The organism is Xanthomonas sp. 10-10 (genome assembly GCF_040182365.1).
GTDB lineage: Bacteria > Pseudomonadota > Gammaproteobacteria > Xanthomonadales > Xanthomonadaceae > Xanthomonas > Xanthomonas arboricola_F.
Genome location: NZ_CP144460.1, coordinates 4,603,757 through 4,628,878, shown reverse-complemented (window position 1 = coordinate 4,628,878; position 25,122 = coordinate 4,603,757). Strand labels below are relative to the sequence as shown.

General features: G+C 65.2%; 26 protein-coding genes. 7 read left to right on the top strand and 19 right to left on the bottom strand.

Features of this window, described 5'->3' with window-relative positions; genetic code table 11:
- Window positions 1-30 precede the first annotated feature (30 nt).
- From VZ068_RS19535 to VZ068_RS19510, 6 genes are all read right to left on the bottom strand, one after another.
- Window positions 31-768 carry an HAD family hydrolase gene (locus VZ068_RS19535; RefSeq protein WP_259167020.1) on the bottom strand — a complete coding sequence of 246 codons (738 nt, stop codon included), beginning with the start codon at window positions 766-768 and terminating at the stop codon, window positions 31-33.
- 109 nt (window positions 769-877) lie between these two features.
- The gene (locus VZ068_RS19530; RefSeq protein WP_259157135.1) at window positions 878-1,984 is read right to left on the bottom strand and encodes an AI-2E family transporter; all 1,107 of its coding nucleotides are present in this window, start codon (window positions 1,982-1,984) and stop codon (window positions 878-880) included.
- A 169-nt stretch (window positions 1,985-2,153) separates the two neighbouring features.
- Window positions 2,154-2,537: a hypothetical protein gene (locus VZ068_RS19525; protein ID WP_349656227.1), complete on the bottom strand. Its 384-nt coding sequence runs from the start codon at window positions 2,535-2,537 to the stop codon at window positions 2,154-2,156.
- Window positions 2,534-3,019: a phage holin family protein gene (locus VZ068_RS19520; protein WP_349656226.1), complete on the bottom strand. Its 486-nt coding sequence runs from the start codon at window positions 3,017-3,019 to the stop codon at window positions 2,534-2,536. Before VZ068_RS19520 ends, VZ068_RS19525 begins: the two co-directional genes overlap by 4 nt.
- A gap of 3 nt (window positions 3,020-3,022) precedes the next feature.
- Window positions 3,023-3,385 carry a hypothetical protein gene (locus tag VZ068_RS19515; protein ID WP_046965216.1) on the bottom strand — a complete coding sequence of 121 codons (363 nt, stop codon included), beginning with the start codon at window positions 3,383-3,385 and terminating at the stop codon, window positions 3,023-3,025.
- Window positions 3,386-3,500: 115 nt separating this feature from the next.
- Window positions 3,501-4,937, bottom strand: coding sequence for a Do family serine endopeptidase (locus tag VZ068_RS19510; RefSeq protein WP_349656225.1), 1,437 nt, complete (start codon window positions 4,935-4,937; stop codon window positions 3,501-3,503).
- 242 nt (window positions 4,938-5,179) lie between these two features.
- Here VZ068_RS19510 and VZ068_RS19505 point away from each other — a divergent pair, with 242 nt between their 5' ends.
- Window positions 5,180-6,019 carry a histidine biosynthesis protein HisIE gene (locus VZ068_RS19505; RefSeq protein WP_349656224.1) on the top strand — a complete coding sequence of 280 codons (840 nt, stop codon included), beginning with the start codon at window positions 5,180-5,182 and terminating at the stop codon, window positions 6,017-6,019.
- Between the two features lie 467 nt (window positions 6,020-6,486).
- On the opposite strand, the gene VZ068_RS19500 is transcribed toward VZ068_RS19505, so the two are convergent.
- From VZ068_RS19500 to VZ068_RS19465, 8 genes are all read right to left on the bottom strand, one after another.
- Window positions 6,487-7,149 carry a DUF3313 domain-containing protein gene (locus VZ068_RS19500; RefSeq protein WP_349656223.1) on the bottom strand — a complete coding sequence of 221 codons (663 nt, stop codon included), beginning with the start codon at window positions 7,147-7,149 and terminating at the stop codon, window positions 6,487-6,489.
- A 55-nt stretch (window positions 7,150-7,204) separates the two neighbouring features.
- Entirely contained in the window at window positions 7,205-7,495 is a 291-nt protein-coding gene (locus VZ068_RS19495; protein WP_349656222.1) for a hypothetical protein, read from the bottom strand.
- A gap of 298 nt (window positions 7,496-7,793) precedes the next feature.
- Complete coding sequence (locus VZ068_RS19490; protein ID WP_349656221.1) at window positions 7,794-8,984, bottom strand: ATP-binding protein; 1,191 nt, start codon at window positions 8,982-8,984, stop codon at window positions 7,794-7,796.
- Window positions 8,981-9,646, bottom strand: coding sequence for a response regulator transcription factor (locus VZ068_RS19485; RefSeq protein ID WP_104612320.1), 666 nt, complete (start codon window positions 9,644-9,646; stop codon window positions 8,981-8,983). The genes VZ068_RS19490 and VZ068_RS19485 overlap by 4 nt, the downstream gene beginning before the upstream one ends.
- Before the next feature lie 147 nt (window positions 9,647-9,793).
- Window positions 9,794-10,681: a TIGR01777 family oxidoreductase gene (locus tag VZ068_RS19480; protein WP_349656220.1), complete on the bottom strand. Its 888-nt coding sequence runs from the start codon at window positions 10,679-10,681 to the stop codon at window positions 9,794-9,796.
- A gap of 285 nt (window positions 10,682-10,966) precedes the next feature.
- Window positions 10,967-11,560, bottom strand: coding sequence for a DUF4142 domain-containing protein (locus VZ068_RS19475; protein WP_259157116.1), 594 nt, complete (start codon window positions 11,558-11,560; stop codon window positions 10,967-10,969).
- 76 nt (window positions 11,561-11,636) lie between these two features.
- Window positions 11,637-11,903, bottom strand: a complete 267-nt coding sequence (locus tag VZ068_RS19470; RefSeq protein WP_349656219.1) for a hypothetical protein — start codon at window positions 11,901-11,903, stop codon at window positions 11,637-11,639.
- A 44-nt stretch (window positions 11,904-11,947) separates the two neighbouring features.
- Window positions 11,948-12,229 (bottom strand): hypothetical protein, encoded by a 282-nt coding sequence (locus tag VZ068_RS19465; protein WP_003486531.1) that lies wholly within the window; start codon window positions 12,227-12,229, stop codon window positions 11,948-11,950.
- Window positions 12,230-12,637: 408 nt separating this feature from the next.
- Between VZ068_RS19465 and VZ068_RS19460 the strand changes: the two genes are divergently transcribed.
- The 3 genes from VZ068_RS19460 (at window position 12,638) to VZ068_RS19450 (ending at window position 14,860) form a co-directional block, all read left to right on the top strand.
- The gene (locus VZ068_RS19460) at window positions 12,638-12,802 is read left to right on the top strand and encodes a hypothetical protein (protein WP_259157079.1); all 165 of its coding nucleotides are present in this window, start codon (window positions 12,638-12,640) and stop codon (window positions 12,800-12,802) included.
- 88 nt (window positions 12,803-12,890) lie between these two features.
- Complete coding sequence (locus tag VZ068_RS19455) at window positions 12,891-13,997, top strand: DUF3182 family protein (RefSeq protein WP_349656218.1); 1,107 nt, start codon at window positions 12,891-12,893, stop codon at window positions 13,995-13,997.
- Window positions 13,997-14,860 carry an alpha/beta fold hydrolase gene (locus VZ068_RS19450; protein WP_349656217.1) on the top strand — a complete coding sequence of 288 codons (864 nt, stop codon included), beginning with the start codon at window positions 13,997-13,999 and terminating at the stop codon, window positions 14,858-14,860. The genes VZ068_RS19455 and VZ068_RS19450 overlap by 1 nt, the downstream gene beginning before the upstream one ends.
- Before the next feature lie 225 nt (window positions 14,861-15,085).
- Here VZ068_RS19450 and VZ068_RS19445 read toward each other — a convergent pair whose 3' ends face one another.
- The 3 genes from VZ068_RS19445 to VZ068_RS19435 all read right to left on the bottom strand — a co-directional run bounded on the left by VZ068_RS19445 (window position 15,086) and on the right by VZ068_RS19435 (window position 18,505).
- Window positions 15,086-15,886 carry a hypothetical protein gene (locus VZ068_RS19445; protein ID WP_259157076.1) on the bottom strand — a complete coding sequence of 267 codons (801 nt, stop codon included), beginning with the start codon at window positions 15,884-15,886 and terminating at the stop codon, window positions 15,086-15,088.
- Window positions 15,887-16,102: 216 nt separating this feature from the next.
- On the bottom strand, window positions 16,103-17,326 hold the full coding sequence (locus VZ068_RS19440) for an RtcB family protein (protein WP_349656216.1): 1,224 nt from the start codon (window positions 17,324-17,326) through the stop codon (window positions 16,103-16,105).
- 57 nt (window positions 17,327-17,383) lie between these two features.
- Window positions 17,384-18,505: a slipin family protein gene (locus VZ068_RS19435; RefSeq protein WP_259157073.1), complete on the bottom strand. Its 1,122-nt coding sequence runs from the start codon at window positions 18,503-18,505 to the stop codon at window positions 17,384-17,386.
- Between the two features lie 817 nt (window positions 18,506-19,322).
- Between VZ068_RS19435 and VZ068_RS19430 the strand changes: the two genes are divergently transcribed.
- Window positions 19,323-19,628 (top strand): hypothetical protein, encoded by a 306-nt coding sequence (locus VZ068_RS19430; RefSeq protein ID WP_349656215.1) that lies wholly within the window; start codon window positions 19,323-19,325, stop codon window positions 19,626-19,628.
- A 415-nt stretch (window positions 19,629-20,043) separates the two neighbouring features.
- Here the strand turns inward: VZ068_RS19430 and fabR are convergent, their stop codons facing one another.
- The gene (fabR, locus tag VZ068_RS19425) at window positions 20,044-20,691 is read right to left on the bottom strand and encodes an HTH-type transcriptional repressor FabR (RefSeq protein ID WP_005989260.1); all 648 of its coding nucleotides are present in this window, start codon (window positions 20,689-20,691) and stop codon (window positions 20,044-20,046) included.
- Between the two features lie 92 nt (window positions 20,692-20,783).
- On the opposite strand from fabR, the gene VZ068_RS19420 reads away from it, so the two are divergent.
- Both VZ068_RS19420 and VZ068_RS19415 read left to right on the top strand, forming a co-directional pair.
- Window positions 20,784-21,860 carry a ferredoxin reductase gene (locus VZ068_RS19420; protein WP_349656214.1) on the top strand — a complete coding sequence of 359 codons (1,077 nt, stop codon included), beginning with the start codon at window positions 20,784-20,786 and terminating at the stop codon, window positions 21,858-21,860.
- A 9-nt stretch (window positions 21,861-21,869) separates the two neighbouring features.
- A complete protein-coding gene (locus tag VZ068_RS19415) occupies window positions 21,870-22,991 on the top strand; it encodes an acyl-CoA desaturase (protein WP_349656213.1) in 1,122 nt (373 codons plus the stop codon).
- A gap of 544 nt (window positions 22,992-23,535) precedes the next feature.
- On the opposite strand, the gene VZ068_RS19410 is transcribed toward VZ068_RS19415, so the two are convergent.
- Window positions 23,536-25,107: an EAL domain-containing protein gene (locus VZ068_RS19410; RefSeq protein WP_349656212.1), complete on the bottom strand. Its 1,572-nt coding sequence runs from the start codon at window positions 25,105-25,107 to the stop codon at window positions 23,536-23,538.
- Between the last annotated feature and the right edge of the window lie 15 nt (window positions 25,108-25,122).

Here is a 25,122-nt window from a genome sequence, read left to right as displayed (position 1 = left end):
TCAATGGCGGTGTGCGCGGTCGGATTGAACTCAGGCGGGAATGCAGACGCCGTCGCGCGCGGCGCCTGGGTGCGGTTGCTGCGCGTCCAGCCAGTCGGCCAGCCCGGTCATGCTGTCGAACTCCAGGTCCGGCTGCTGGGTCGGGTGCGACCACGCTGCGCCGTCGCGATTGATCCAGCAGGCACGCAAGCCGGCATCCAGCGCGCCCAGCACATCCATGCGGATGTGGTCGCCCACATGCAGCACCTGCGCGGGCGGCACCTCCAGCCGCGCGCAGGCCGCCAGAAAAATGCTCGCATCGGGTTTTGCGCTGCCGTGTTCGCGCGAGCCCAGCTGAAACGCGAAGTGGTGCATCAGCCCGATGCGCTGCAGATCGGCATTACCGTTGCTGAGCGCGGCCACCGGCACATGTGCGGCGATGCGTGCCAGCGCGTCGAGCGCATCCGGATAGCATTCCACCTGGTTGCGCGCGGCATAGAACACCTCGTAGGCCGGTTCCAGCAGCTCCAGATCGCCGCCGCTTTCGCGCAGGGCCATTTCCAGCGTCAACCGGCGCAGCGCGCTGAGGTCGTGATGCAGCTGCGGGTTGTCGGCAAAGCTGCGCTCGCGCAACTCGCGCATCGCCTCCACCGGAAACCGCTCGGCAGTGACCGGGCTGTGCTCGCGCATCCAGTCGTACAGCACCTGATCGATGCGCGCACCGATCGGTGCGAAGGGCCACAACGTATCGTCGAGGTCGAGGGTGATGGCGCGGATTGGGAAACTCATCGCGAGATTTTACGGTCTTGCGTTGGGATTGGGGAATCGGGATTGGGGATTGGCAACGGCAGCTGCCTGTTGCGTTTACCAATCCCGAATCTCCAATCCCAAATCCCGGCTACTCAAGCAGCCTGGCCCAGCGCTGCATTCCCTCCACCCGGCTCAGCACCATCTTGATGCAGACCAGCAGCGGTACCGCCAGCAGCAGGCCGATCATGCCCCACAGCCAGCCGAACAGCATCAGCGCCAGGATCAGCATCAATGGCGAGATCGCCATGCGCCGGCCCAGTACGATCGGGGTGACCACCTGGCCCTCGATGGTGTGCAGCGCCAGATACAGGATCGCCGGCAGCATCGCCGACAGCGGGGTGCGAAATTCCACAAAGCCCATCAGCAGCATCAGCATCACGCCGATCAGTGGGCCGACGTAGGGTGCGAAATTCAGCAGCGCCACCACCGTGCCCCAGAGCAGGGCTTCGGGCAGCGGAATCTGCAAGACATACAAAATGCCGGCAAAAATCAGCCCGACCAGCGTATTGATCACGCTGATGGTGAGCACATAGCGCGACACCTCGCGCTCGATGTCGAGCATGATCTCGGTCGTGAAGCGTTGCTGTTGCCGGTTGGGCAACAACGCAATCGCATGCCGTTGCAGGCTTTCGCCATAGACCATGAAGAAAAACGTCAGCAGCACCACGGCAAGCACCGAGGCGGCCAGCTTGGGTGTACGTACCAGCGCCTTGTACGGGTCGTCCATCTGCGTGCGCACGATCTGCACGCCGCGCTGGCCTTCGCCACCGGCCGCGCGTGCAAAGTTTTCCGCCGCCTGATTGGCCTGCATCACCGGCTTGGTGAAATCGCGCACATCGCGTGCGATCTGCCGCATCTGGCGCGGCGCCTGTTGCACCCATTCGGCGGCAGGGCCGGCCAATTGTGCGGCCAGCGTCACCGTACCGGCCAGGCCCAGGCACAGCACCAGCAGGGCGCCGAGAAAGCGCGGGATGTAGAGCTTGCGCAGTCCACGCAGGATGGGATTGCCGATCAGTGCGAAGAATGCCGCCAGCATGATCGGCAGGATGATCGTCTGCGCCGCCCATAAGGTGTAGCCCACCGCAAGCGTTGCCAGCACCACCAGCGAGGCCGGTGCCCGTGGGCGAGGCGCCGGAGGCGGGGGGAGCGGATCTGCCGGAATGGCAGTGTCCAAGGAATCAACGGGGATAGACATGCGCGCCCTGGCAGCAGACTGGCGTGCTGCCAGCGGTGGGCCATTATCGGCACAATGCGTCAACGGCGCGCACAGGGCCTGTGCGTGCGGTGTCAGTGCGAGGATGCAGAGCTGGCGGCCTCGACCATGCCAGGACGCGGCGCAAGAGCGCCGCATCCAATAGCGACGATCAGGCGGCGCGTTCGGCGGGTACCTGTACCACCGTGACCGTCGGTTCGGCCGCCACTTCTTCGGCATTATCGGCTGCACGCTCGGCCTGCTCGGAGGCTTCCTGCGCGCGGTGCGCCGTAAACAACGCAGAGATCGTGCTGATCATCTGCAGAATCTTGGGAATGCCGCCCAGCTTGCTGGCGATGCTGCCCAGCGCGGCCTGTGGTTCGTTACGGCCGGTGACAAAGCCCAGCCCGAAGCCAACCAGCATGATGCGTGCCGGCGACCAGCCTGCACGCCAGGTCTGGCGCAACTGGCTCCAGTGCGTGCGCGTTTCCTGCGCGCGCCCTTCCACCAACAATTCAGCGCGTTCCACGTGTTGACGCATGGTGCCGAACTTCATGGATGTCCCCCACTGACAGGTGCGGCGGCGGTATCGTCCTCGTTGGAATCGTCGAAGATGCCCAACTTGATCAACTGACGCCGCGTTGCGTTCATGCCGGTATGATCGAAATAGAAGAACACTCGCCATGCCGCGATACCGGTGACCAGCAAACTGGCCAGGGCGGTGAAAAACATCGCCTGAAACCACGACAAGCCGGCGCGTTGCAGCAAGGCGATGATGGCGCCTGCCAGCAACAGCCATGACGACGCGCCGAACACCACTGCCACGCACGCCCACGCCAGGCCACGTCCGAATGCACTGCGTGCCAGCCGTAAGTCGGCCGACACCAACCGGCGCAATGCGCGACCGGTGTCCTTGGCCGAGCCCAGCGTTGCGCGGCCTGCAGCGCCGACCGCACGTACGCTTTCGTCCAGGCCCGGCGTTTCCGGACGCGCCTCTGGCGCGCCGGAACCGGCAGCTGTAGAAGCCTGATCGCTCACGACTTAGTTATCGTTGCTACGTGCCAGCTTGGCGATGACCCAGCCAGCGGCAAACGCAACGCCGAATGCGGCCAGCGGACGCTCGCGGATCAGGTCGGTGGCGCTGTCGAGCAAGTCGTTGCCCTTGGCGACCAGCACGTCCATCTGTTCCTTCGCTGCTGCGCCGCCGAACTCGGCCGCGGCCATGCCAGCCAGTGCGGTGTCGGACAGTTCGGCCTTGACGTTGGCACGACCGAGTTTGAGCTCGTCGCCCGCAGCGCTGGTGGCGCCCTTGACGGCTTCACCGGCGGCGCTGGCGGCCGACTTCAGGTGGGTGCCGGCTTCGCTCAGGTTTTCCTTCAGCTGATCGGTATTGGTGGGGCTCATGCGATATCTCCTTCGGTCATTGATGGCAGCCGCCACTTACGTGCGGTCGTGCAGTAGCAATAGCATCGGGGGGGTGTAGGAGGCGTTAGTGGAAACAGCGTGCAGTCACGGCGCCTCAACGCATCAGCGCGTCGTATTGCGCGTTGCCGCGCAGGATGCGCACCACCAGCTGCTGCGGTCTGCGCTGGAAATTGGCGCGCCAGCTGGCCAGGTCCGCAAACTCGCCCATGCTGCTGGCCACGATCACATCGCCGGACACCAGGCCGTTGGCCGCTGCGCGTCCGCCGCGTTTGACCTCGCTGACCATGACACCGGTGATGCCGGACTGACGTAGCGACTCTGGCAGGTCCACGAACGTGGCGCCGCCCAGCCGCGGGTCGAGCATGTCGCCGGTGACCGCGCGGTCCTGTTCCTTCAGCGTGGCCTTGAGCTTGAGCGGCTTGCCGTCGCGACGGATGTCCAGTGTCACCGCACTGCCAACCGCTTGCAGGCCTTCGTAGTTGTGCAGCGCTTCTGCGCTGTCCACACGTTGATCGTTGGCGGCCACCACGACGTCGCCGGGCTGCACACCGGCCGCGGCCGCCGCAGAGCCTGGCAACACGCGCGTCACCAGTGCGCCGCGCAGCGAATCCACACCCAGGCCCTGCAGCATTTGCTGGGTGAGGTTCTGGGTTTCCAGGCCGAGCGTGCCGCGCACCACCACGCCCTTGGTCACCAGTTGCTCGACCACGTTGCGCGCAAGGTTGGAGGGAATCGCCAGCCCCAGGCCGATATTGCCGGCCATGCTGCCCTGCGGGTTGAAGCTGGCGGTGTTGATGCCGACCAGCTGACCCTGCAGGTTGACCAGCGCACCGCCGGAATTGCCGGGGTTGATCGAGGCGTCGGTCTGGATGAAGTTCTGGTAGCCCAGGCCGCGAATACCGCTGCGTCCCACCGCCGAGACGATGCCGGAGGTCACGGTCTGGGTGAAGCCGAACGGGTTGCCGATCGCCACCACAAAGTCGCCTACGCGCAAGGCGTTGCTGTCGGCCAGCTTGATGTCGGTGAGGTTGTCGGCCTTGATGCGGATCAGTGCGATGTCGGTGTCGGCATCGGAGCCGATGAAGTCGGCCTTGACCGTGCGTCCGTCGCCGAGCGTCACCTGCACGTCGTCGGCATTTTCGATGACATGATGGTTGGTCAGCACATAGCCTTTTTGCGCATCGATGATCACGCCCGAGCCCAGCGATTCGTTGATGCGGTCCTGCGGAATCTCCGGAAACAGCCGGCGCAGGATGGGGTCGTTGAAGAAGGGGTTGCGCACGCGCACCACCTGCTTGGTGTTGACGCTCACTACCGCCGGCATCGCCTGCTGCAGCATCGGTGCCAGCGAGGGCACCGGTTGCCCGGCAACCGCGGCCGGTAACGCGGCAGCTGCCGGCAAGGTGAAGTTGGTAGTGCCGGCCGGCGTGGCTTCGGCGCGGTTGTCCAGCCACGCGTTGATGCCGGTGGCGGCAAAGCCGCCGAAGGCGGCGGCCAGGGAAAGCGTCAGCAAGGTGGGAAGCGGTCGCATGGAACGGATTCCGGGTTACGCGGTGGAAGAGCAATAGGGGGTCTGGCTGCGTAAATCAAGCTGAACGAGAGTGCCAGCCAGCAATTTAACTGCCGGTGAAAGAGCCGCGCATGCCTTGCCGCCATTGCGTTGACAGCCCGCCGAGCCGGGCGTAGCGTCCGCTTGATCCGATGCCTGTTCAGCATATGCATGCCGTCGTGCATCGCCCACGTTTCCCGCACTGACGCCCCTAAGGAGGGTCTATGAGCAACGGCAATGGTGTGACGGCAACCCTGTCCGACGCCGTCGATAGCGTAAAGAGCACTGCAACCGAGCTGACCGACACCATCGCCAGCACCACCAGCGAGGCGGTGACCAGCGCGCAGGAAGCTGCAGGCGTGGCTGTGGCAGAGGTCAAGACGCGCGTCGCCAAGGCCCGCAAGGCGGTGGTCAAGGCGGAGAAGAACGCGGTTGCCAAGGCCGGCGAAGCGGCGACCGCAGTCAAGCGTAGCGTGGCCAAGACCAAGCGCTCATTGACCGCGACCAAGGACGCCGCCAAAGACAAGCTGACGGCCACCAAGGATGCAGCCAAGCAGAAGTTGCTTTCCACCAAGGATGCGGCCAAGCACAAGCTGACCTCGACCAAGGATGCCGCCAAGCAGAAGTTGAGCAGCACCAGCGCGGCGGCCAGGAAGAAGATCTCCGATACCAAGGCCAACACCAGGCAGAAGCTGGAAACCGCCAAGGCCAACGCCAAGGCCGAAGCCGCTGCGCTGAGCGCCAAGACCGCCGCCAAGAGTGCGGCGCGCAAGACCGCAGTGGCAACGGTGAGCGCGCGCACGGCCGCGAAGAAGGCCGCAGCCAAATCGGCCTCGCTCAAGAAGTCGGTGGCCAAAGGCATCGCCAAGAAAGCACCGATCGCCAAGCAGACCGCGACCAAGCAGGCGGCAGTAAAGAAGGCCCCGCTGAAGAAGGCCGTGACCAAGACCGCCTTGAAGAAGGCGGCCAAAGTCACCAAGACCCCGGCAACGCGCGCCGTGGCCAAGACTACTGCGGCTCGCAAGGCCGTGGGCAAAAAGGCCGTCAAGCGCGTCACGCGCTGAGGGTTGAGGGTTGAGGGTTGAGGGTGGCATTGCGTCGCGTCGCTCGTGCTGTCAGCGCAGATGTGTGCGGCAACTTGGACGTACGTGCAGGACGAGATAGACGTGCAAGTTGAGATTTACGTAACGAGATTTACGTAAAGGTGATGCATATCGAGAGAGGCCGGCGCGCTCGTAGAGCGCCGGCCTTTTTCATGTGCGTAGCAGACGCGTTCGCCGCGGTGGGTAAGCCGGCGCTGAGCTCAAGCCCCTCCTGCGGGTGGGGTGAGGGCACGGGGCGAAGCGCGCAGGGTGATTCGATTACGGCGCGTGATGCTCCAAAGGGATTTCGACTCCACGTCGCGTTGCTACAACTGCACAAGGCCGCGCGCCCACGCTCATCATTCGCGAGGCTGCGCGCGTACCCTCGTCTGCCCCTGCGGGGCGCCTTTTTCTCCCGGTGGGGCAAGGGAAGCAGCTCCTGCTCTTGGCTACTCGAGCCCTTCAACGAGCTGCTCGGCCCCCTTGCGGATTCCCGCCTTTGCCGCATCGTATGCGCCCAGGCTGGCCTTGATGTTCATTGCGCTGGGATACTGCTTCTCGACATACGCGGCGAGCAGGCGATCGCTTTGCGCATCGAAGATCTCCACCGCATAACTGACCGACCCGGAGAATGCGCCTTCCTTGCCGCGTGCGGCCTGTACGGCGTTGTACGAACCGCCGCCCAGATCCACCTTCATGATGGTGCCCAGCACGCGCTTGCTGGGCTTGGCGCCGGTCAGGGTGATGCGTACCCGCAATGTGTCGCGATTGGCCGACGTCGTCGGGCGCCAGCGCCGCGCAATGGCATTGCCGAATTCCTGCTGCATGACGTCGGCCAGCATGCGCTTGTCCTGCTCCGGCACGTTCTCGAACTGCGCGTCCGGACCGCGGTAGATGGCGACCGGCTCGACAATGGCTGCGTGGTAGTGCGTCCAATCCACATCGCTGTGATACGCGTACGGCATGCGATCGCCGCGGCTGCCGTCGTGCGGACGCAGGTAACCGGACGATGGCAACTGGCGATACGGCATGGGGCCGGTGCTGGCGCAGCCGATCAGGGTGATGCCGACAACGGCAAGCGTGCAGCAACGGGTGATGACATGGACAGGCATGACTGGGTCCTGTAAGACACAAAACGGTTGTGAAGGAAGCGGCGTGCGCGAATGCTCAACGCAGCAGAAGACGTGCCAGCGCCAGCGCAAACAGCGCACCGGCAGCCGTGAACAACACACCGCGCGTGGCCCAGCGTTGCAGGCGATGTGTCTGGCGTGCGCTGCGGATGTCCGGTAACGCACACCAGATGTCGCGGTTGCGCGTACCGGTGCGGCCGCAGCGAAATTCCGCTGCCGGTGCCAACGCCGTGCTAGACGCGATCACACTGTCGTTGGCGGCGCGTTGCATGGCCAGTTGCGACAGCGTGGTCGAAACCTGTGGGGTGGAGCGGGTCGGGCGAATCATCACCATGCATCCTGGATGCGTGCGGTGAGTGCACTCTAGGCAGGCAGGTTTAGAAAGTTATTGGAAGCCGACAGCACCCCGCCACAGCGCGCATGACCTCTTGCTGGGATCGGCAAACCCCCTGCGCCCACCGGATGAGCGCGGCCGCTTACGCTGGCGACGTCGTTGTGCGCTGGGTCCTACAGCGAGGTCAGGCCTATGCGATCTCCCCGCTCGCGCAGGGAAGCGGCAAGGGGCAGCCGTCCATCCCGGTTTCAAGGCGCGAGCCACACCTGCGTGGCGGCCGCGCCATGTTTGGTCAGCTGCGCTTGGCAGTTGGCGCGCTGGTGCCGGCAAACACCACGCGCACGCACAGGCCGCGTCCTTCGGTGCCTTCGCAGGTTTCGATCGTCGCGCCATGCAGTCGGGCAATGCCGGCGACCAACGACAGCCCGATTCCGCTGCCCTGCACTTCGCTGCCGGGCACGCGATAAAAGCGCTCGAAGATCGACGCATGCGCGGCCTCCGGCACGCCGGGGCCGTCGTCGCTCACCTGCACGAAGGGGTGCAGCACATCGGCACGCAGGCAGTAGCCGCAACTCACTTCCACCGTGCCGTGGGTGCGCCCGTAGCGGATGGCGTTGTCGACCAGGTTGCGGATCAGGATGCCCACCGCATCCACATCGCAGCGCAACAGGCACGGCGATGCCTCCACCTGCAGGTTGATCTGACGTGCGTCGGCCTGCACGCTGAACTCGTCCAGTACATGCGAAATCAATTCGCCCATGTCGACCTGGTGATAGGCGGCCGAACTGATGCCCGCATCCAGGCGCGCCAGATCCAGCAACTGTTCGGCCAGGCGGTTGCTGCGGCGTGCGGTCTCCAGCAACTGATGCAGCGCCGCGTCCTTGGCCTCCAGCGTGGGCGCACGCAGGGCGACCTCTGCATACGCATGCAGCGCCGACAGTGGCGTGCGCAGCTCGTGTGCGGCGTCGGCAACGAAATCGCGCTCGGCCTGCACTGTTTTTTCCACGCGCGCCAGCAAGGTGTTGAACGAGGCGATCAGCGGGCGGATTTCATCCGGTACACGCTCCAGCGGCACCGGCTCGGTGTCCAGCCCGGTGCGCTGCGCAATGGCGAGCGAGACCGACCGCAGCGGCCCGAGCGAGGTGCGTACCGCCCACCACACCAGCACGCCCAGGATCGCCAGCTGCAAGGTGTTGAGCACCACGGCGGTCAATGTCTGGTTGAGGCTCATGCGCGAGGACATGGCACCTGTCGTGGCGACAACGCCCGGCGTGCCGGTGGCATCGCTGGCCATATCGAAGCGCCGTTCCAGCGTATCGGGCAGCGCGCTGACCAGGCGGTCGCCAAGCAGGTTGAGTTCCTGCTCGACCACGCTGTGATGGCCCTGGGTGACCAGCGCGATCAGGATCCATAGCGAGGTCGACCAGCTCAGCAGGACGATGGCCGCCAATGCCGCCAGCATGCGCGCCTGCAAGGAGGTCATTCCGGTGCCTTGCCGATCATGTATCCCTGGCCGTAGACGGTGGAGATCAGCTCATCGCCGAGCTTGCGCCGCAACTGATGCACATACACCGCAATCATGTTGCTGCCGCCTTCCGACGGGCCGCCATACACGCCTTCTTCCAGCTGATCCTTGGTGACCACGCGCCCGGCACGCTCCATCAATGCCAGCAGCAATCGATATTCATGCGCGCTCAATGCCACCCAGGTACCTGCACGGGTGACCTTGCGGCTGCTCGGATCCACGCAGACATCGCCCTGGCTGAGCACCGGTACCACGCGGCCCTGGCTGCGCCGGGTGATCGCGCGCAGCCGCGCCATCAGCTCGTCGAACTGGAAGGGCTTGACCAGGTAATCGTCGGCGCCGGCGTCCAGGCCGCGGATGCGGTCGGTGAGCTGGCCGCGTGCGGTCAGCGCAATCACCGGGGTGGCGTCGTAGTGGCTGCGCAAAAAGCGGATCACCGTCAGCCCGGACTCGCCGGGCAGGCCGATATCCAGCAGCACTGCGGTGTAGCGGTGATCCACCAGGGCGGTCTTGGCCGCGTTGGCGCTGCCGACATGGTCGATGGTCCAGCTCTGCTGGCGTACGCCGTCGCAGATGGCATTGGCCAGCATGGTGTCGTCTTCGACGAGGAGCAGGTGCATAAGGGGTCCGCTGGGCATCGGGCAATCCGAGATCCGCAGCACTGTCGAAGATGCGCGTTAGGGAAATATTAGTGCATGCCCCGTCCGGCGCGGCTGCGTCCCCGATGGGCGGCCCAGGAGCCCGAACCGCAGGGCTCGCCGGGCGGCTCAGTGCTGCAGGATGGCGCGCAGCGCCGGCTCCAGTTGCGTGTACTGGAAGCGGAATCCGCCATCGAGCGCACGCTGCGGCAGCACGCGTTGACTGATCAGCAGCAGGTCGGCCATCTCGCCGAATCCCAGCCGCAGCAGCCCGGCCGGCAGCGCCAGCAGCGCGGGGCGATGCAGTGCCTTGGCCAGCGTGCGCGCGAACTCGGCATTGCTGACCGGGTTGGGCGCGGTGGCGTTGTAGGCGCCGGGCTGGCCGTGCTGCAGCAGCCAGACCAGCAGCGCGACCATGTCGGCGCGGTGGATCCAGCTCATCCAGTGCCGGCCGTTGCCGAACGGCCCGCCGCCGCCCAGCCGAAACGCCGGCAGCATGCGTGCCAGCGCGCCGCCGTTGCGGTCCAGCACGATACCAGTGCGCACCCAGCTTACGCGCGGGCCAAGCGCGCCGATGCGTGCGACTTCCGCTTCCCATTCGCGGCACAGCGCGGCCGAGAAGTCATCGCCTGCGGCATCTGCTTCGGTCAAGGTGGTGTCGCCGCGCTCGCCGTAATAGCCCACCGCCGAGCCGGAGATCAGCACCGACGGCCGCTGCGCAGCTGGCTGTTGCGCAATCCAGTCGTGCAGTTGGCGGGTGATGCCCAGCCGCGAATCGCGAAAACGTTGCTTGCGGGCGGCGGTCCAGCGTCCGGCGGCCAATGGTTCGCCGGCCAGGTTGATGACGGCATCGGCCTGCACCCCGTTCAGTGTGTCGACGGCGGTCACGCCGGGCAGGGTACGGCTGGCCCGGCGGATGTCCCGCGTCAGCACGCTGATCTGATGGCCGGCATGCAGCAGCGCGGGGCACAAGGCCTGGCCGATGAAGCCGGTGCCGCCGGTGATGAGCAAACGCATGTGAGGATCCTGGGTCGAGTCGATGCGGCACCATAGGCCAGGGCGGACCCAGGCGCAGTGAAGTGAAGCGGGCGCGCGGAACGCAGGCAACCTTACCGATGCTGCGGCCGATGTCTTCGTGCAGATGGCTCGGGACGGCGGCGTCCAAGGTGGTGACGTGCAACCGCACCTAGCGTGTCGGGCCCGCGAATGCAGCCGCGCTGCAATGCGCTCGATGCACTGCGACGGCCAAAACGCAAACGCGCCGAACAGGCCGGCGCGTTGCAGGGTGCAGCGGCGGTGCGCTTACTTCGACGACGAGACCGCGTGGGCGCGTTCGAAATGTGCCGACACCACGCGACGGGTCTCTTCCAGGTGCTGCTTGACCGGCGCACTTTCGGCGGCGGGCAGCAGTTCGGCGTCGATGATCTTGATGGTGTCGCCATGGTCGATGACCATGTTGCGCATGAAGGCGTTGCGGTACGCGTCCTTGCCGTCGGGCAGGGTGAGCGTCTTGGACAGCGCTTCTACAGCGGCCTTGCCCCTGGCGCGCATCGCATCCGCACGCGCGCTGTCTGTTGCCCCCAGCGCCTTGGTCTTCTCCAGGTTGGCTTCGTGGTCGCGCAACATCTGCTGGGCGAACTCGCCGGTAGCGCCGCCCAGGTCTTGCTCGACGGCCTGCTTGGCTAGTGCAATCTCGTTTTCGTCGATCGCAGCCAGCACGCCCAGCGCACCGCCATCGCCCTTGGCCAGTTCGGTTGCTCCGCTCCCGCTCACCGGTGCGGCGGTCGGCTCCGGCGATACTGCCGGTGCAGTGCGCGATGCGTCGCCACCGGGGCGATCGCAGGCGGTAAGGGTCAACATGGCCAGCAACGATGCAGCAACAAGAGTGGATTTCATGAATGTCTCAGGGTGAGTCGGCAATGCCGACGGTGAAATGCAAAGGAGCCGCTACGCGGCTCCGGTACGACGTTGATCAGGCCCACTGCGGCTGGGCGGCCGGTGCCATGCCCAGGGATCTGATCGGTGTGCGGATCGCATCCTGCGCGGTGCGGCACTGGCGTGCCATGCGCACGGTACGTTCGCGAATCATGGCGTGCTCGCTGACTGGGGCGCTGCCCAGCAGGCTGGCCACATGGAAGCCAAGGATTTCCTCCGCGCGGTCGCCCTGGTCGCTGATGATGTGCGGCACCAATCGCTCCAGTCGTTCCAGCTCCTGCTGCACTTGATACGAGGTTTTCATGACGATCTCCAATGAGTAACGGGTCTTGCGTACGACGGATGTGCTCAACTGTTGCGCGCACCCAGGCGCTGCCAGCAATCGGTTGCCAGCTGCTCGTAGTTGGACTGTGTGCTGGACGAAATGAAGTGATGCTCAAGGCGGTCGCGAAACAGACGCAGACGTTCCTGGTCGCTTGAACGCGGTGCCTGCAGATAGATATCGCAGGCCATCTTCACCACCGGAGACAATTCGCTGAACTTGCCTGCACCCAGATTTCCCTGGGCATGCCGCGCCTGCCAATGCGCGATTTCGGCTTGTACATCGATGACGGAGGGGTCTCTGCTCATGACTTGGGGCGTTCCGGGGTTAAACAAACTTGACCCGCAGAGTAACTGCGGGTATGTCAACGAATGATCATCGAACCCGACCATTGGCCTGCACCCACGCAACGCGACGCTTAACTGGTCAGCTTGTTTCTGCGCTTCTACACGCGTTGCATGCAGGCGCGTTGGCTTGATCTGTCTCAATGCAGCCGAGCAAACGCGATGCACAGGCCAGCACATGCGATCGGCCAGCTGCAGCGCGCCAGGATGCGGCGTGTCAGTCGCTATCGTGTCGACCGCCACTGCGCGTGCGGTGCTCGCGAGAAAACAGGCGTGCAGTACCGCATTTTACGGAAGATTCTGAACCGCTCCACACTTGTGTAACGTCTAATCCTTACTCTATGCCATGACGTAATGGAGAGAGCAGACAGGATGCAGGAGAGCGAAAGCAGTCGTCGTAAGCCGCACCACGCCAGCGGTACACCCGAAGCGCGCGTGTGGTGGCAGGCCTTGTTGGAGCTGCGTGGTGGGCGCATGGCCATCAGCCTGATCGTGGTGGTGCTGATCGTGGTAGGCCTGTATCTGGCCATGAAATAAGCGCAGACGCGCACCTGCAACATCGCACTGCGCCGTCCGGCGGTCACGGGATCGGCGCCGGGATGCGGCCTTGCCGCAAGGGGATGTGATGGCAGATCCGCCTTACGGGTTGGTGCGTGGATACACCCTGCGTGCGGTGCCTGCGGATGGACACGAACGTGTCACGCATGCCTGGGTGTGCAGCGACATTGCACGCCTGCTAGGTGCCCGTGATGGCGGGCTCTGCGATCCGGTGATGTGTGAAGAAGGCGCCGAGCATCGCATCTTGCATGTGCCCGACGATACCTTGACCACGGAACAGGCACGCGCATTGGCCATTGACGATGCGGTCGACCTGTTGGGCGGTATCGTGCCGTACGCATTTGTCGCCACCAAGGTCATCGGCCACCCGTTGATCGGCGAGACAGCCGCGCAGATCCACGGCTGGAACCAGGCACTGGCCACTGCATTGATGCCGGCCACGTTGCCGGGCTACACCGTGTTTTCGCGCGAAGACGCGCTGCTTGCGCTGGATCTGCTGCTGGCCGACGGCGGGGTGCGTCTGAAGCTGCCCACCGGCGTGGGCGGCAATGGGCAATGGCGCATCGCCGACAGCGGCGCGCTGTTGCAGGCGTTGGACACGTTGCCGGAGGATTACCTGCGCACCCACGGCGCCGTCCTGGAGCGCAACATCCTGCAGCCAGTGACCCATAGCGTGGGCGAGCTGTGCGTGGCCGGTATCCAGATCGCGTATTACGGCACGCAATGCAGTGTGCGCAATGCGCAAGGCGATGAGGTCTACGGCGGATCGTCGTTGCATGTCCATCGCGGATCGTTGGAAGCGCTGTTGGCCACCGCATTGCCGCCGTTGCAGCGGCGCGTGGTGGAACAGGCATGCCGCTACGATCGCTGCATCGTTGCCGCCACTGCCGGCTTGCACATTTCGCGGCGCAATTACGATGTGGTCAGCGGCGAAGATGCATCTGCGGTGGCTGTCTGCGGTGTGCTGGAGCAATCCTGGCGGATTGGCGGTGCGACGCCGGCCGAGCTTGCGGCGATCGCCTGTTTTCAGCAATACCCCGACCTGCACTGGGTGCGCGCATCCACGCACGAAATCTATGCGGGTCAACCACCGGCCGATGCGCAGGTGTATTACCGTGCAACCCAGCCCGGCGCCGGTCCGCGCTACAAATACCGAAGGGTCTCAACCGACTGATGGAAGCAAAACTTTCCAGCATCGACATCCCGGTCGATCACGACGCGCTCAGCGGCACCTTGCTCACGCCGACCGGCATTCCGGCAGTGCTGTTCGTCCATGGCTGGGGCGGCAGCCAGCATCACAGCCTGGTGCGCGCGCGCGAAGCGGTGGGTCTGGGCTGTATCTGCATGACCTTCGATCTGCGCGGTCACGAGGGCCATGCCTCGATGCGGCAGACCGTGACCCGCGCGCAGAACCTGCAAGACATCATCGCCGCCTACGATCAGCTGGCAGCGCTCGCGTACGTGGATCAACAGTCGATTGCCGTGGTCGGCCTGAGTTATGGCGGCTATCTGTCGGCATTGCTGACCCGCGAGCGCCCGGTGGAGTGGCTGGCATTGCGATCGCCAGCGCTCTACAAGGACGCGCACTGGGACCAGCCCAAAGTCAGCCTCAATGCCGATCCGGATCTGACCGCGTACCGCCAACGTGCGCTGACGCCCGACGACAACATCGCGCTGGCAGCCTGCGCTGCCTATACCGGCGACGTACTGCTCGTCGAAGCCGAAAGCGACGTCATCGTGCCGCATCCGGTGCTGCGTAACTATGCCAATGCCTTCGTCAAGGCGCGCTCGCTGACCTCACGCGTGATTGCCGGCGCGGACCATGCGTTGAGCGTCAAGGAGCATCAGCAGGAATACACCCGCGCGTTGATCGATTGGTTGACCGAAATGGTGGTGGGCCGCCGGATTGCCCTGGCCAAGGAGGTGGTGGCCGCGCGCAAGCAGATGCTGAGGCAGCAGGGCGACGCTACGCGGTCGGGACAGGATTCACTCGCGTTTCGCGGCGATATCCGGGCGGTGGAGAACTCGTCCGGTTGATCTGCTGTGGGTTGCCTCCCCGCACAGGTAAGCGCGGTGTGTCGCTTACCCACTGGCCATGCGGAAATCCCGCAACCCAACGGGATACCGCGCGACGATACCCAGGCGTTGCACGTCGGCCGGTACGCGGCCAGACCACAACAACCCCCCTACGCAAACGGGCCCTCGCGGGCCCGTCAGTTTTCTTCCTGGTTACTGGCGCTTGGCGCGGCCGGTGTGCTCGGATTACACGCGCGGATCGGTCGGGTTGCGACGTGCCGCATCGCCATGATGATCCGAATCGAAGGCCTCACGCACGGCGTGCTTGGCCTTTTCCCAAGTCAGACGCGAGTCGGCCTTGAAGCGGTCCCAGCCATCGCCCAGGTCGCGTTCCAGATGGTCGTCCCACTGGCGGCCGGCATGCTGCTGACGGGCCTGCATGCCATAGCGATAAGCGGGGCGATAGTCGTCATACGAGTATTCGCTGTCGCGGTAGCTGGCGCTGTCGAAACGGCCGGCATAGTGCGTGTCGCCATCGCGATACACGCTGTGGGTGCGATCGGCACGTTCCCATGCATCGCGTGCGGCCAGGCGCGCTTCATCCCATTCCAGACGCGATTCGCCGCGATTGCGCGGCCACTCGCCAGCCAACGTGGCCTCGGTTTCTTCCCAGGTGCTGGTCGGGCGCGTTTCGCGTGCCTGCAGCCCGAAGCCGTAGACGGTGGCGTAGTCGCGGTCGTAGTCGGTGCCTTCTTTGTAGTACGGGCGGTTCTGATGCTCCTGGCGCCAGTATTCGGTTTCCACCGTCGGGTCGAGGCGTTCGGCCACGCCCTTGCCTGCCGCAGCACCTGCCAGGACGCCGGCGGCTGCACCGATCAAGGTGCCGAGCGGGCCGAATACCGTTCCTGCCAATGCGCCAGCTGCCGCACCCCCGGCGATGCCGCCCACGCCCACGCCAACCGGATGCGAGCCGGGAGCACCGGAGATCGGGTCGCGGTTCAAGTCCTGTGCTTCTGCCTTGCGTTCCTGCTTGTCGAGATTGCTCATGCCGCCTCCGGTTACCTGATGGATGCAGCCTGCGAGGGCAGGCCGCGAATGTGGCGCAACCATGGCGGCGCGGGAGTGAAACGCTTGTGCTTTGATGTGAGTGGCGTCGCGACATGCCTGAACTGTGCATGCGCGCTTGCGGATGAGGCCGCCGACATTCTGCAGTGATGCCATCGCACAGTGTCGCGAAACAAAGGCCGCTATTGCGGCCCTTGGTCACCCCTTGATACACACCACCTGGCGCAGCGTGTGCAGCACCTCGACAAGATCCTGCTGCGCAGCCATCACCGCATCGATCGACTTGTATGCCGCAGGCGATTCGTCGATCACGGCCGCGTCCTTGCGGCATTCCACATGTGCGGTTGCCTCGCGGTGCTGGGCCAGGGTGATCTGCGCACGCGCTGCGGTTCGGCTCATCACCCGTCCCGCGCCGTGGCTGCAGCTGTGGAAGCTCTCGGCGTTGCCCAGCCCGCGCACGATATAGCTGCGCGTGCCCATGCTGCCGGGAATGATGCCCAGCTCGCCTGTCCGGGCGCTTACCGCGCCCTTGCGGGTGATCAGCAATTCCTCGCCATGGTGCGTCTCCTTTTGCACATAGTTGTGGTGGCAGTTGACCGCCAGCTTCTCCAGCTGGAACTTCGGCAGGCGGTGGCGCATCTCCGCCAACACCCGAGCCATCATCGCTTCACGATTTTCGCGGGCGTAATCCTGCGCCCACGACACCGCTTCCACGTACTCATCGAACAACCGCTCGCCCTGCATGAAAAAGGCCAGGTCCTTGTCGGGCAGATGAAAGCCCAGCACGCGGTGCGCCAGTTGCTCGCGCGCCCGCTCGATGAAGTAGGTGCCGATCAGGTTGCCGGTGCCACGCGAGCCGCTGTGCAACATCACCCACACCGCGTCGGTCTCGTCCAGACAGATTTCGATGAAGTGGTTGCCGCCACCCAGCGTGCCGATCTGGCATGCCAGCTTGTCGGTACGGATGCGCCGGTGCTGCTGCTTGATCGCCTCCAGCCGCTGCACCAGCCCCGATTGCGCGATCCGCGTGTCGATGCTGTCGGGCAGATTGCGATGCTCGCCACCCCGGCCGTTGCCCACCGGCACGCTACGCTCGATGCTGGAGCGCAGTTGCGCCAGATTGTCGGGCAGGTCGCTGGCGCGCAGCGTGGTACGCACTGCCGCCATGCCGCAGCCGATGTCCACGCCGACTGCCGCCGGGATGATGGCGCCGCGGGTCGGGATCACCGAGCCCACGGTTGCGCCCTTGCCCAGGTGCACGTCGGGCATCACCGCCACCCACGGCCCGACGAACGGGACTGCGGCGATATTGCGCAACTGCGCATGCGCCTGTTCTTCCAGCGGCACGCCACGCACCCAGCCCTTGATCGGAGTGGTGCTGCCTTCGGCGTGCAGCCATTCGAACTGTTGTGAAGTACTCATGGTGTTGATTCCTTTGCGCGGGTGCGCGGCCAATCCCTTGGCCGCACACCCGCATGGCTATCTGAGCGTCACCAACTGCTTCAGCACGCCATCCAGGCCGCCGAACACGGTGAGCTTGTCGATCTTTTCGGTGACCTTTTCCAGCGCCTCCAGCTCCTTCAATCGCATCAGTACCGGGCTGTCTTCGATCAGCTTGGCGGTGTTGAGCAACGAGCGGGTGGCATTGGCTTCCTCACGCCGACGGATCACATTGGCTTGCGCCTGCTTCTCCGCCTGCACCACTGCATTGAGGATTGCGCGCATTTCGCCGGGCAGGATCACGTCCTTGACGCCAACGCCGAGCACGTCGATGCCGAACCCACCGACGCTGCCACGCACATAGCCGAAGATATCCGCGTCCAGCGATGCCTTGTCGCCCAGCAATTCGTCCAGCGTCTTGGACGCAACGGCGCGGCGCAACCCATACTGCAATTGGCGGTACAGGTAGTCGCCCGCCTTCGCCACGCGCGTGCGCATCGCCACGGCATCGGTGACGCGCATGCTCGCTGCCAGATTGACCCGCAGCGATACCTTGTCGCGCGTCAGCAGTTCCTGGCCGGAGACCTCGACCGACTGCACACGCAGGTCGATCACCTCGATGACCACGTTCTTCTGGAAATTCCAGAACGCGTAGGCGCCGGGGCCGAAGGGTGCCATCAGCCTGCCGTCGACGAACACCAGCCCCTGCGACTCGGCGGGCACGTCCATGCACACGGCAACGCGCGACAACGTGCCGAGCTGACGCAGGCGTCGCTGCACGTCACCCGGCACCTGCAGGCCATCGGCCAAGGGCAGGCTCAGCACCTCGATGGTGGCTGCGCCGCGCCAGTACAGCGCGCGGGTGCCCGGTGGCAGTACCTGATCGAGCTTGCCGTTGCGGCTCAGCAGGCCCACCTGCGCGCTGCCGATGTCCGCCAGCACGAAGTGCTGCGGCAATGCGGCGCCCAGCGTGTCGATCAGCCTGTCGGCATCGCGGCCGACCTCCTCGCCGCTGTGGATGGTGTGGACGCTGACCTCGGTACGGCCCAGCGGGTCGAACAGGCGGTAGACGCCGGGCGCGAGCACGCGCGCGAACCGGCGATTCCGATACACCAGGCCGCGCTCGCCGTCGCCGATCACGACCCTCTTGCTCCAGAACATGACACTTCTCCTTGGGTTGGCTCTGGTGGTCCGATCCGCAGGGACTGCCGTCGCGCCGCCCGGATCGGACTGGTGGCGAACGTGTGCCGATGCAACGCGGCGTTTGAGGGTGGAAACGCCGGTGACGGCGGCCGTGCGGGGCACGCTGCGCTGTTGGCGCCTGCCGATGCGTTGCCGCAGCCCCGCGATGGTTTGCGAAGTCACGGACGAGCGCAGGGCGACGCGTCCAGGGCAACCGCCCGGCGAGGCCGCCGCTGCCGCGTGCATTCAAGCGATGGATTGCGTGATTGCACGCGGCATGGGCGTTTCCGTAAAGGGACTTGCGTCCCCGGAATGACCGGGAAGGTCATTGCTTGGAGCGGGAATCGAACCCGCGACAGACAGATTTGAAATCTGTTGCTCTACCCTCTGAGCTATCCAGTGGTGGGTAATGCGGAATTGAACCGCGCCTGCGGATAGTGCCGCCGCTCGACCACGAGCCGTTACCCAAAACGAGAAACACGAGAAAGATATCGATATACGCCACGGCACAGCCGCACGCACCGGTTGGAATAAACTCCACTCCGCTGACGATCTTCCGCACTGTTTCCGATTACCGTTTTATTCAAACGGCAATTCAGTCGGTGCATGACCACGCACCACCCGTGCCCGAAACCTGGGCACAGCGCTGTCGCGCCTCGTGGCAATCCGACATCCCTGTCGTCGGGCAGTCCATGCCCGGGTTTCAACTGCGGTCATTCACAGGTTCGCTGCGAACGCATAACGAAAATGCCCCCGGATGCAGCATCCGAGGGCGTTCGCGTGCCTCGGAGATCGGGTGACCGATCTCCTTGAATCAGGACATCAGCCGATGATGGTGCGCACGTCCTGTTTGGCCGTGCACGCAAACGATGCCGCGCCAAGGGCGCCGGGCAGTCGATTGCGTTGGATAAAATGGCTGGTGTGCATGAGAGTGCGTCAGTTCCGGGTGCAGGCAGTGCTGCGTAGGGCGCGAACATTACCTGCAGGTTTTTGGTTATGCAAGCACTTTATGAAAATAATTGATTATGTTTTTTCAGGTGCTGGCAGTTTGGCGATTGAAAGTGCGGGCCGGGGATGGATAAGGCTTGGAGTGGTTGGATAATCGTCTGCATGTTTGGTGCTGGGGTTGTCGATGCGTGGCTGTGCACACGAGCAGCATTCCCGGTAGACCGATGCGGTGGTGCGCGCAGTTGCACGCCAGGCCGATGTTGCGCGAGTAGGGCGCCGGGGAATGGGCGATCAGTGTGCTTCGGTGGATGGGTTGCCGTGATGACCTCGCGCCAATCGCGCGCCTGCCGCGCACAGCCGCCCCGCCGGTCATTCACTGCGCAGGGTGCAAGACGTACGCCGCCAGCAGGCTGCCGTCCGAAGAATGAGAGCGGCGAACAAGCCCATGGAGCGCAACGCCAGGCGGATGCGCGTGGTTTGCGATGCGGCGTGCAGCACGGATCGCTGTGGTGATGAGCACCCGGTCAGCAACTGCCTGACAACTGCGCGCGAGGCGCCGTGAGCCGCGCTCAGCCGCCGTGGGTGCCCAGCGTACGCGCGCCGGTCAGAATCATGCGCAGCATCTGCGAGATCTGTTCGATCAGTTCCGGGTCCTTTTCCGGCGGTGAGTCCATCGCCACCGCTCCCATCGCAAAGACCAGGCGGGTGATCGCCTTGGACACCAGCGCCGGTGCGTGCAACTTGGCGTTGTCGGCGGCGGCCAGGCGGATCAGGTCCACGCGCAGTTCGTCTTCGAAATAGGTCAGCTCACGCTCCACCGCCTGCTTGAAGGCATCCGAGCCCACCGCGCCTTCGCGCAGCAGCACGTGCAGCAGCTTGTCGTCGGCGCGCAGCTGCTCCATGAACGCCTCCACGGACACGCGGATCACGCTGCGGTCGGTGGAGGTGGCGCGCTGGCGGGCTTGCCCGATGATGGTGCGCAGCGAGCGGCCGGCCAGATCGATCAGCGCTACCGCGAGCTCATCCATGTCGCGGAACTGGCGGTAGAAGCTGTTTGGCGCAATCCCGGCTTCGCGTGCCACTTCCCTGAGGCTCAGCGTGGACAGGCTGCGGTGCGGGCCGATCAGCGACAGCGCCGCGGCAATCAGGTCCTCGCGTGAAATCGCCGGCTTGCGTGACGGCGGCGCGTCGTGGGAAGGCAGGGCGATGGAGGTCATGGGGCGGCGGCCGGGCGAGGGGATGAATCATAGCCCTTCTAGGAATATACAACTGTATACACGCATGTGCATGCATGCGTATAGTGCGACCTATGAGCCTGGCATCCACTCCAAAGAGCAAAGCCCCGCTGTCCGCACGGCTGGCGCGCCGGCTGGTGTCGCCACAGCTGTTCGATTTCTGGGCAACCCGGATCAATCCGCTGTGGACGCTGGATCGGCCGATGGCCCGTCTGGTCGAGCGCAGCACTGCCAGCCGCGACGCGGTGACCTTGGTGCTTCAGGCCAACGGCCACTGGCAGGGCCTGCAGGCCGGCCAGCACGTGAGCCTGGGCGTGGAGATCGACGGCCGCCGCCTGCTGCGCAGCTACAGCCCGACCGTGCTGGCCGATGGCCGCCTGGCCATCACCGTCAAGGCGATCGAGGGCGGGCTGGTCAGCCGCTACCTGGCCGGCGATGCGCCGATCGGGACGGTGGTGTCGCTGGATCCGGCCTTCGGCGACATGTTGCTGCCGACTGCCCCGACGCCGCTGTTGCTGCTGGCTGCCGGCTCGGGCATCACCCCGATGCGCGCGCTGCTGCAGGCCGCCGCGCAGGCCGGCATGCCGATGGACGTGGACCTGCTGTACTGGGTGCGCCAGCGCGACGAAGCCTGCTTCGTCGACGAATTCGAGGCGATGGCCGCTGCACACCCGCGCCTGCGTGTGCGGCTGCTGACCACTCGCGAAGGCGCCGCGCCAGCTGCGCGCATCGATACCTACCCGTTGCAGCAGATCGCCGATCTCTCCAGCCGCCACGTCATGGTCTGCGGGCCGGGCGGCTTCGTGCAGGCAGCGCGCGCGCGGCTGGAAGGCCAGGTGGCGGCGTTTCAGGCCGAAGCCTTCAGCGTGCCGGTGCTGGATGACGGCGAAGCCGGTGAGGTGCAGGTCCAGCTGTCACGCAGCGGCCGTACGCTGACCCTGCCGCGCGGCCAGTCGCTGCTGGAAGGGCTGGAAGCGCAAGGCCTGCGGCCGAAGCACGGCTGCCGCATGGGCATCTGCAACAGCTGCGCCTGCGCGCGTCAGTCCGGCACCACGCGCCACCTGTTGACCGGTGAGCGCAGCAACGAACCCACCGCACAGGTCCGCCTGTGCATCAGTGCCCCGAGCACTGACCTGATCCTGGATCTGTAAGGAATCCTCATGAGCCGAGTCCATAACCGCGCCCTGTCCGCTGCCGAACTGCAGTCCTTCGGCGACGAACTCGATGCCATCCGCGCCCGCGTGCAGGCCCAGGTCGGCGCCGCCGATGCGCGTTACATCCGCCGCATCGTGGCGGCGGTGCGCTGGACCGGCGTGGCTGGCCGCGCGCTGTTGTTTTTGGGCGCGTTCGTGCACAGCGTGCTGATTCCGGCCTGGATCGCCGGTGTGGTGCTGCTGACCCTGTCCAAGATCCTGGAGAACATGGAGCTGGGCCACAACGTCATGCACGGTCAGTACGACTGGATGGGCGACCCTCAGCTCAACGGCAACACCTACGAGTGGGACATCGTTGCCACCGGCGACAACTGGCGCAAGACGCACAACTTCAAGCACCACACCTATACCAACGTGCGCGGCATGGACGACGACATCGGCTACGGCCTGCTGCGCATCTTCCCCGAGCAGCGCTGGCGCCCGTTCTACCTGCTGCAGCCGTTCATCGCGGTGGTGTTTGCGCTGTTGTTCGAATGGGGCGTGGCGATCCAGGACCTGCGCCTGGGCCGGTGGTTCGCGGGCAAGATGAAGGCGGCCGAATTGCGCGCCTCGTTCCTGCCGGTGGGCCGCAAGATCGGCCGCCAGATGCTCAAGGACTACATCGTGTTCCCGCTGCTGGCAGGCCCGTTCTTCCTGACCGTGCTGCTGGGCAACCTGGCCGCCAACGTGCTGCGCAGCATCTGGACCTTCGTGATCATCTTCTGCGGTCACTTCACCGCCGATGCGGAAGTGTTTCCGAAGGAATCGATCCGCAACGAGTCGCGCGGCCACTGGTATCTGCGTCAGTTGCGCGGCTCGTCGAATCTGACCGGCGGCAAGCTGATGAACGTGCTGTCGGGCAATCTGAGCCACCAGATCGAGCATCACTTCTACCCGGACCTGCCGGCCAATCGTTATGCGCAGATCGCGGTCGAAGTGAGGCAGATCTGTGCGCGCTACGGCCAGCACTACAACACCGGCTCGCTGCCGCGTCAGTTCGGCCAGGTGATGTGGCGGATCGTGCGGCATGCCTTCCCCAGCCGGCCCAAGCCGGTGCGCCAACGCAGCGCTGCGTTGCAGGGCGCTTGAGTGATACTAAAAAGGTCGCCCTTGGCGGCCTTTTTTCTGGATGTGAGGTAATCGAAGCAGCGGCACGCAATGCAGCAAGGTGAGCGTGGCGATGCGGCCACGGGTCTGCCTGCAGCCTGCCAGCGCGTTTGGCGCGGGCAAACGCTAGGCACCTGACCGGCGTGCGGGTGAGATTGGCCGAGCGACGACGCAGTGGTCGCGGTTGCCGTTTCGATAACGGGCCAGGGCCGACATCAGCGATGCGGCCACGTGCCCGCATGCAACACGCATGCGTCACTGGCGTAGGTAGCCAGGGCACCGAACGGTGTCCCAACGCGGTGGGCCGGGCAACAGCGCAGTGGTTGCGAGCGTCACTTCGACGCCACGCCATGGTGGGAGTGCTTGCCCGGGTTGCAGCGTGTTAGCCCGACGGCGGCGGTAAGCCTGAGCGTTTCAATCGGGCCAGGCGAGGCCAGGGATCGCGATGACGCAGCCTTGGCCCTGCATGGTGTCTTCAAGACATCGAAGCGGCTTGTCGGCCGGATGCCTTGAAGGCGGCGGTCGCCTACTTGAACCCGTGCGCCGAGACGGTACGCGCCTGCGCGTGATACGCGATGAAGCCGGTCGCCGGCAGCGCGCGCGAGAACAGCCAGCCCTGCGCAAGGTCCACGCCGTGGGCGCGCAGGTAGTCCAGTTGCTCCTGGCGCTCCACGCCTTCGGCGATGGTGCGCAGCTGCAAGGTCTTGGCCATTTCGATGATGTGCGCGGTCACCGAGCTGGTGGCCGAGTGGGTGCCGATGGTGTCCACGAACGACTTGTCGATCTTCAACGCATCCAGCGGCAGGCCTTGCAGGTACTGCAGGCTCGAATAGCCGGTGCCGAAGTCGTCGATCGACACGGTGTGGCCGGCCCCGCGCAGATGGGTGATGGTGGTGCGCGCCGCGTCGATGTCCATCAGGCTGCGCTCGGTCGCCTCCACCCACAGCTGCCCGCTGTCCACCCCGGTGCCCTGCAGGGCCTGGGCCAGCACCGACTGCACACGGCCGCTCTTGATGTCGTCGGCCGAGACGTTGATGGCCACGTGCAGCGCCGGATCTGCAGCCAGGGTAGGGCCCAGGTCGCGGATGACTTCGGCCACCACCAGATCGGTGATCGGCAGGATCAGGCCGCTTTCTTCTGCCAGCGGAATGAAGGCATCCGGCGGCACCAGCACGCCGTCTTGCTGTTGCCAGCGCACCAATGCCTCGGCGCCGACACAGCGGCCGTCGTCGAGCGCAATGATGGGCTGGTAGTGCACGATGAATTCGCCGCGCTGCACCGCAATCTCCAGCCGCGCCAGCGGCGACAGGCGGCGCCGAGACACCCACAGCACCACGCCGACCAGCAGCACTGCCAGCACGATACCGCCGGGGACCACTTGCAGCCGTGCGGCCGCCAGCGGCCCGCGCAGGTACGCCATCGGCTCGGTGACCACCGCGACCCAGTCGCCACGCCGGTCGCGGCCGGACAGCACCTGCGGCTGCGCGGCGGCGGTGCCGGTGTCCTCGAGCGGCGTCACCAGCAACTGCTCGGCTGCCGTGCCGGTGCTGCTGAGCACCTGCCCGTCGGGCGTGCCGATCGCCAGCTGCAGGCCCGGCGGAATATTGATATCGGCCAGCGTATCGGGATTGATCAGGACGTTGTAGTCGCCAAGCTGCAGCGCCATCAAGGGGTGCTGCGGATTGGCCAGCGGCAGCAGCCGGGTGGTCACCGCGATGCCGCGCTTGACCACGAAGTCCGGGCGGGTCTGCGGGATGCTGTTGGGCAGCAACCCCCACGACGTGCAGTGCAGGCGGCGTTGCTCGAAATGCCCCAGCTCGACGATGTAGTGGCTGGTCAGTACCAGCGCGCGCATCTGCGCCAGATGCGTGGGCGAGCAGGGCGGTAGCCGTGAGGCGGCCATGCTCAGCAGGGCGCCATGCGCCTCGTCGAAGGCGGTTTCGGTCCGTCGGATCGACAGCGCCGCCAGTTGGCTGAGCCTGCTTTCCTCGCGCGACAGCGCCAGCCTCCAGGCCAGGTAATAGGACAGGCCGATCGGGAGCGTTGCGCAGAGCAGCACCAGCAGCACGGTCAGACTGATGATGCGTTGACGCTTCACGTCACCACCCGCATC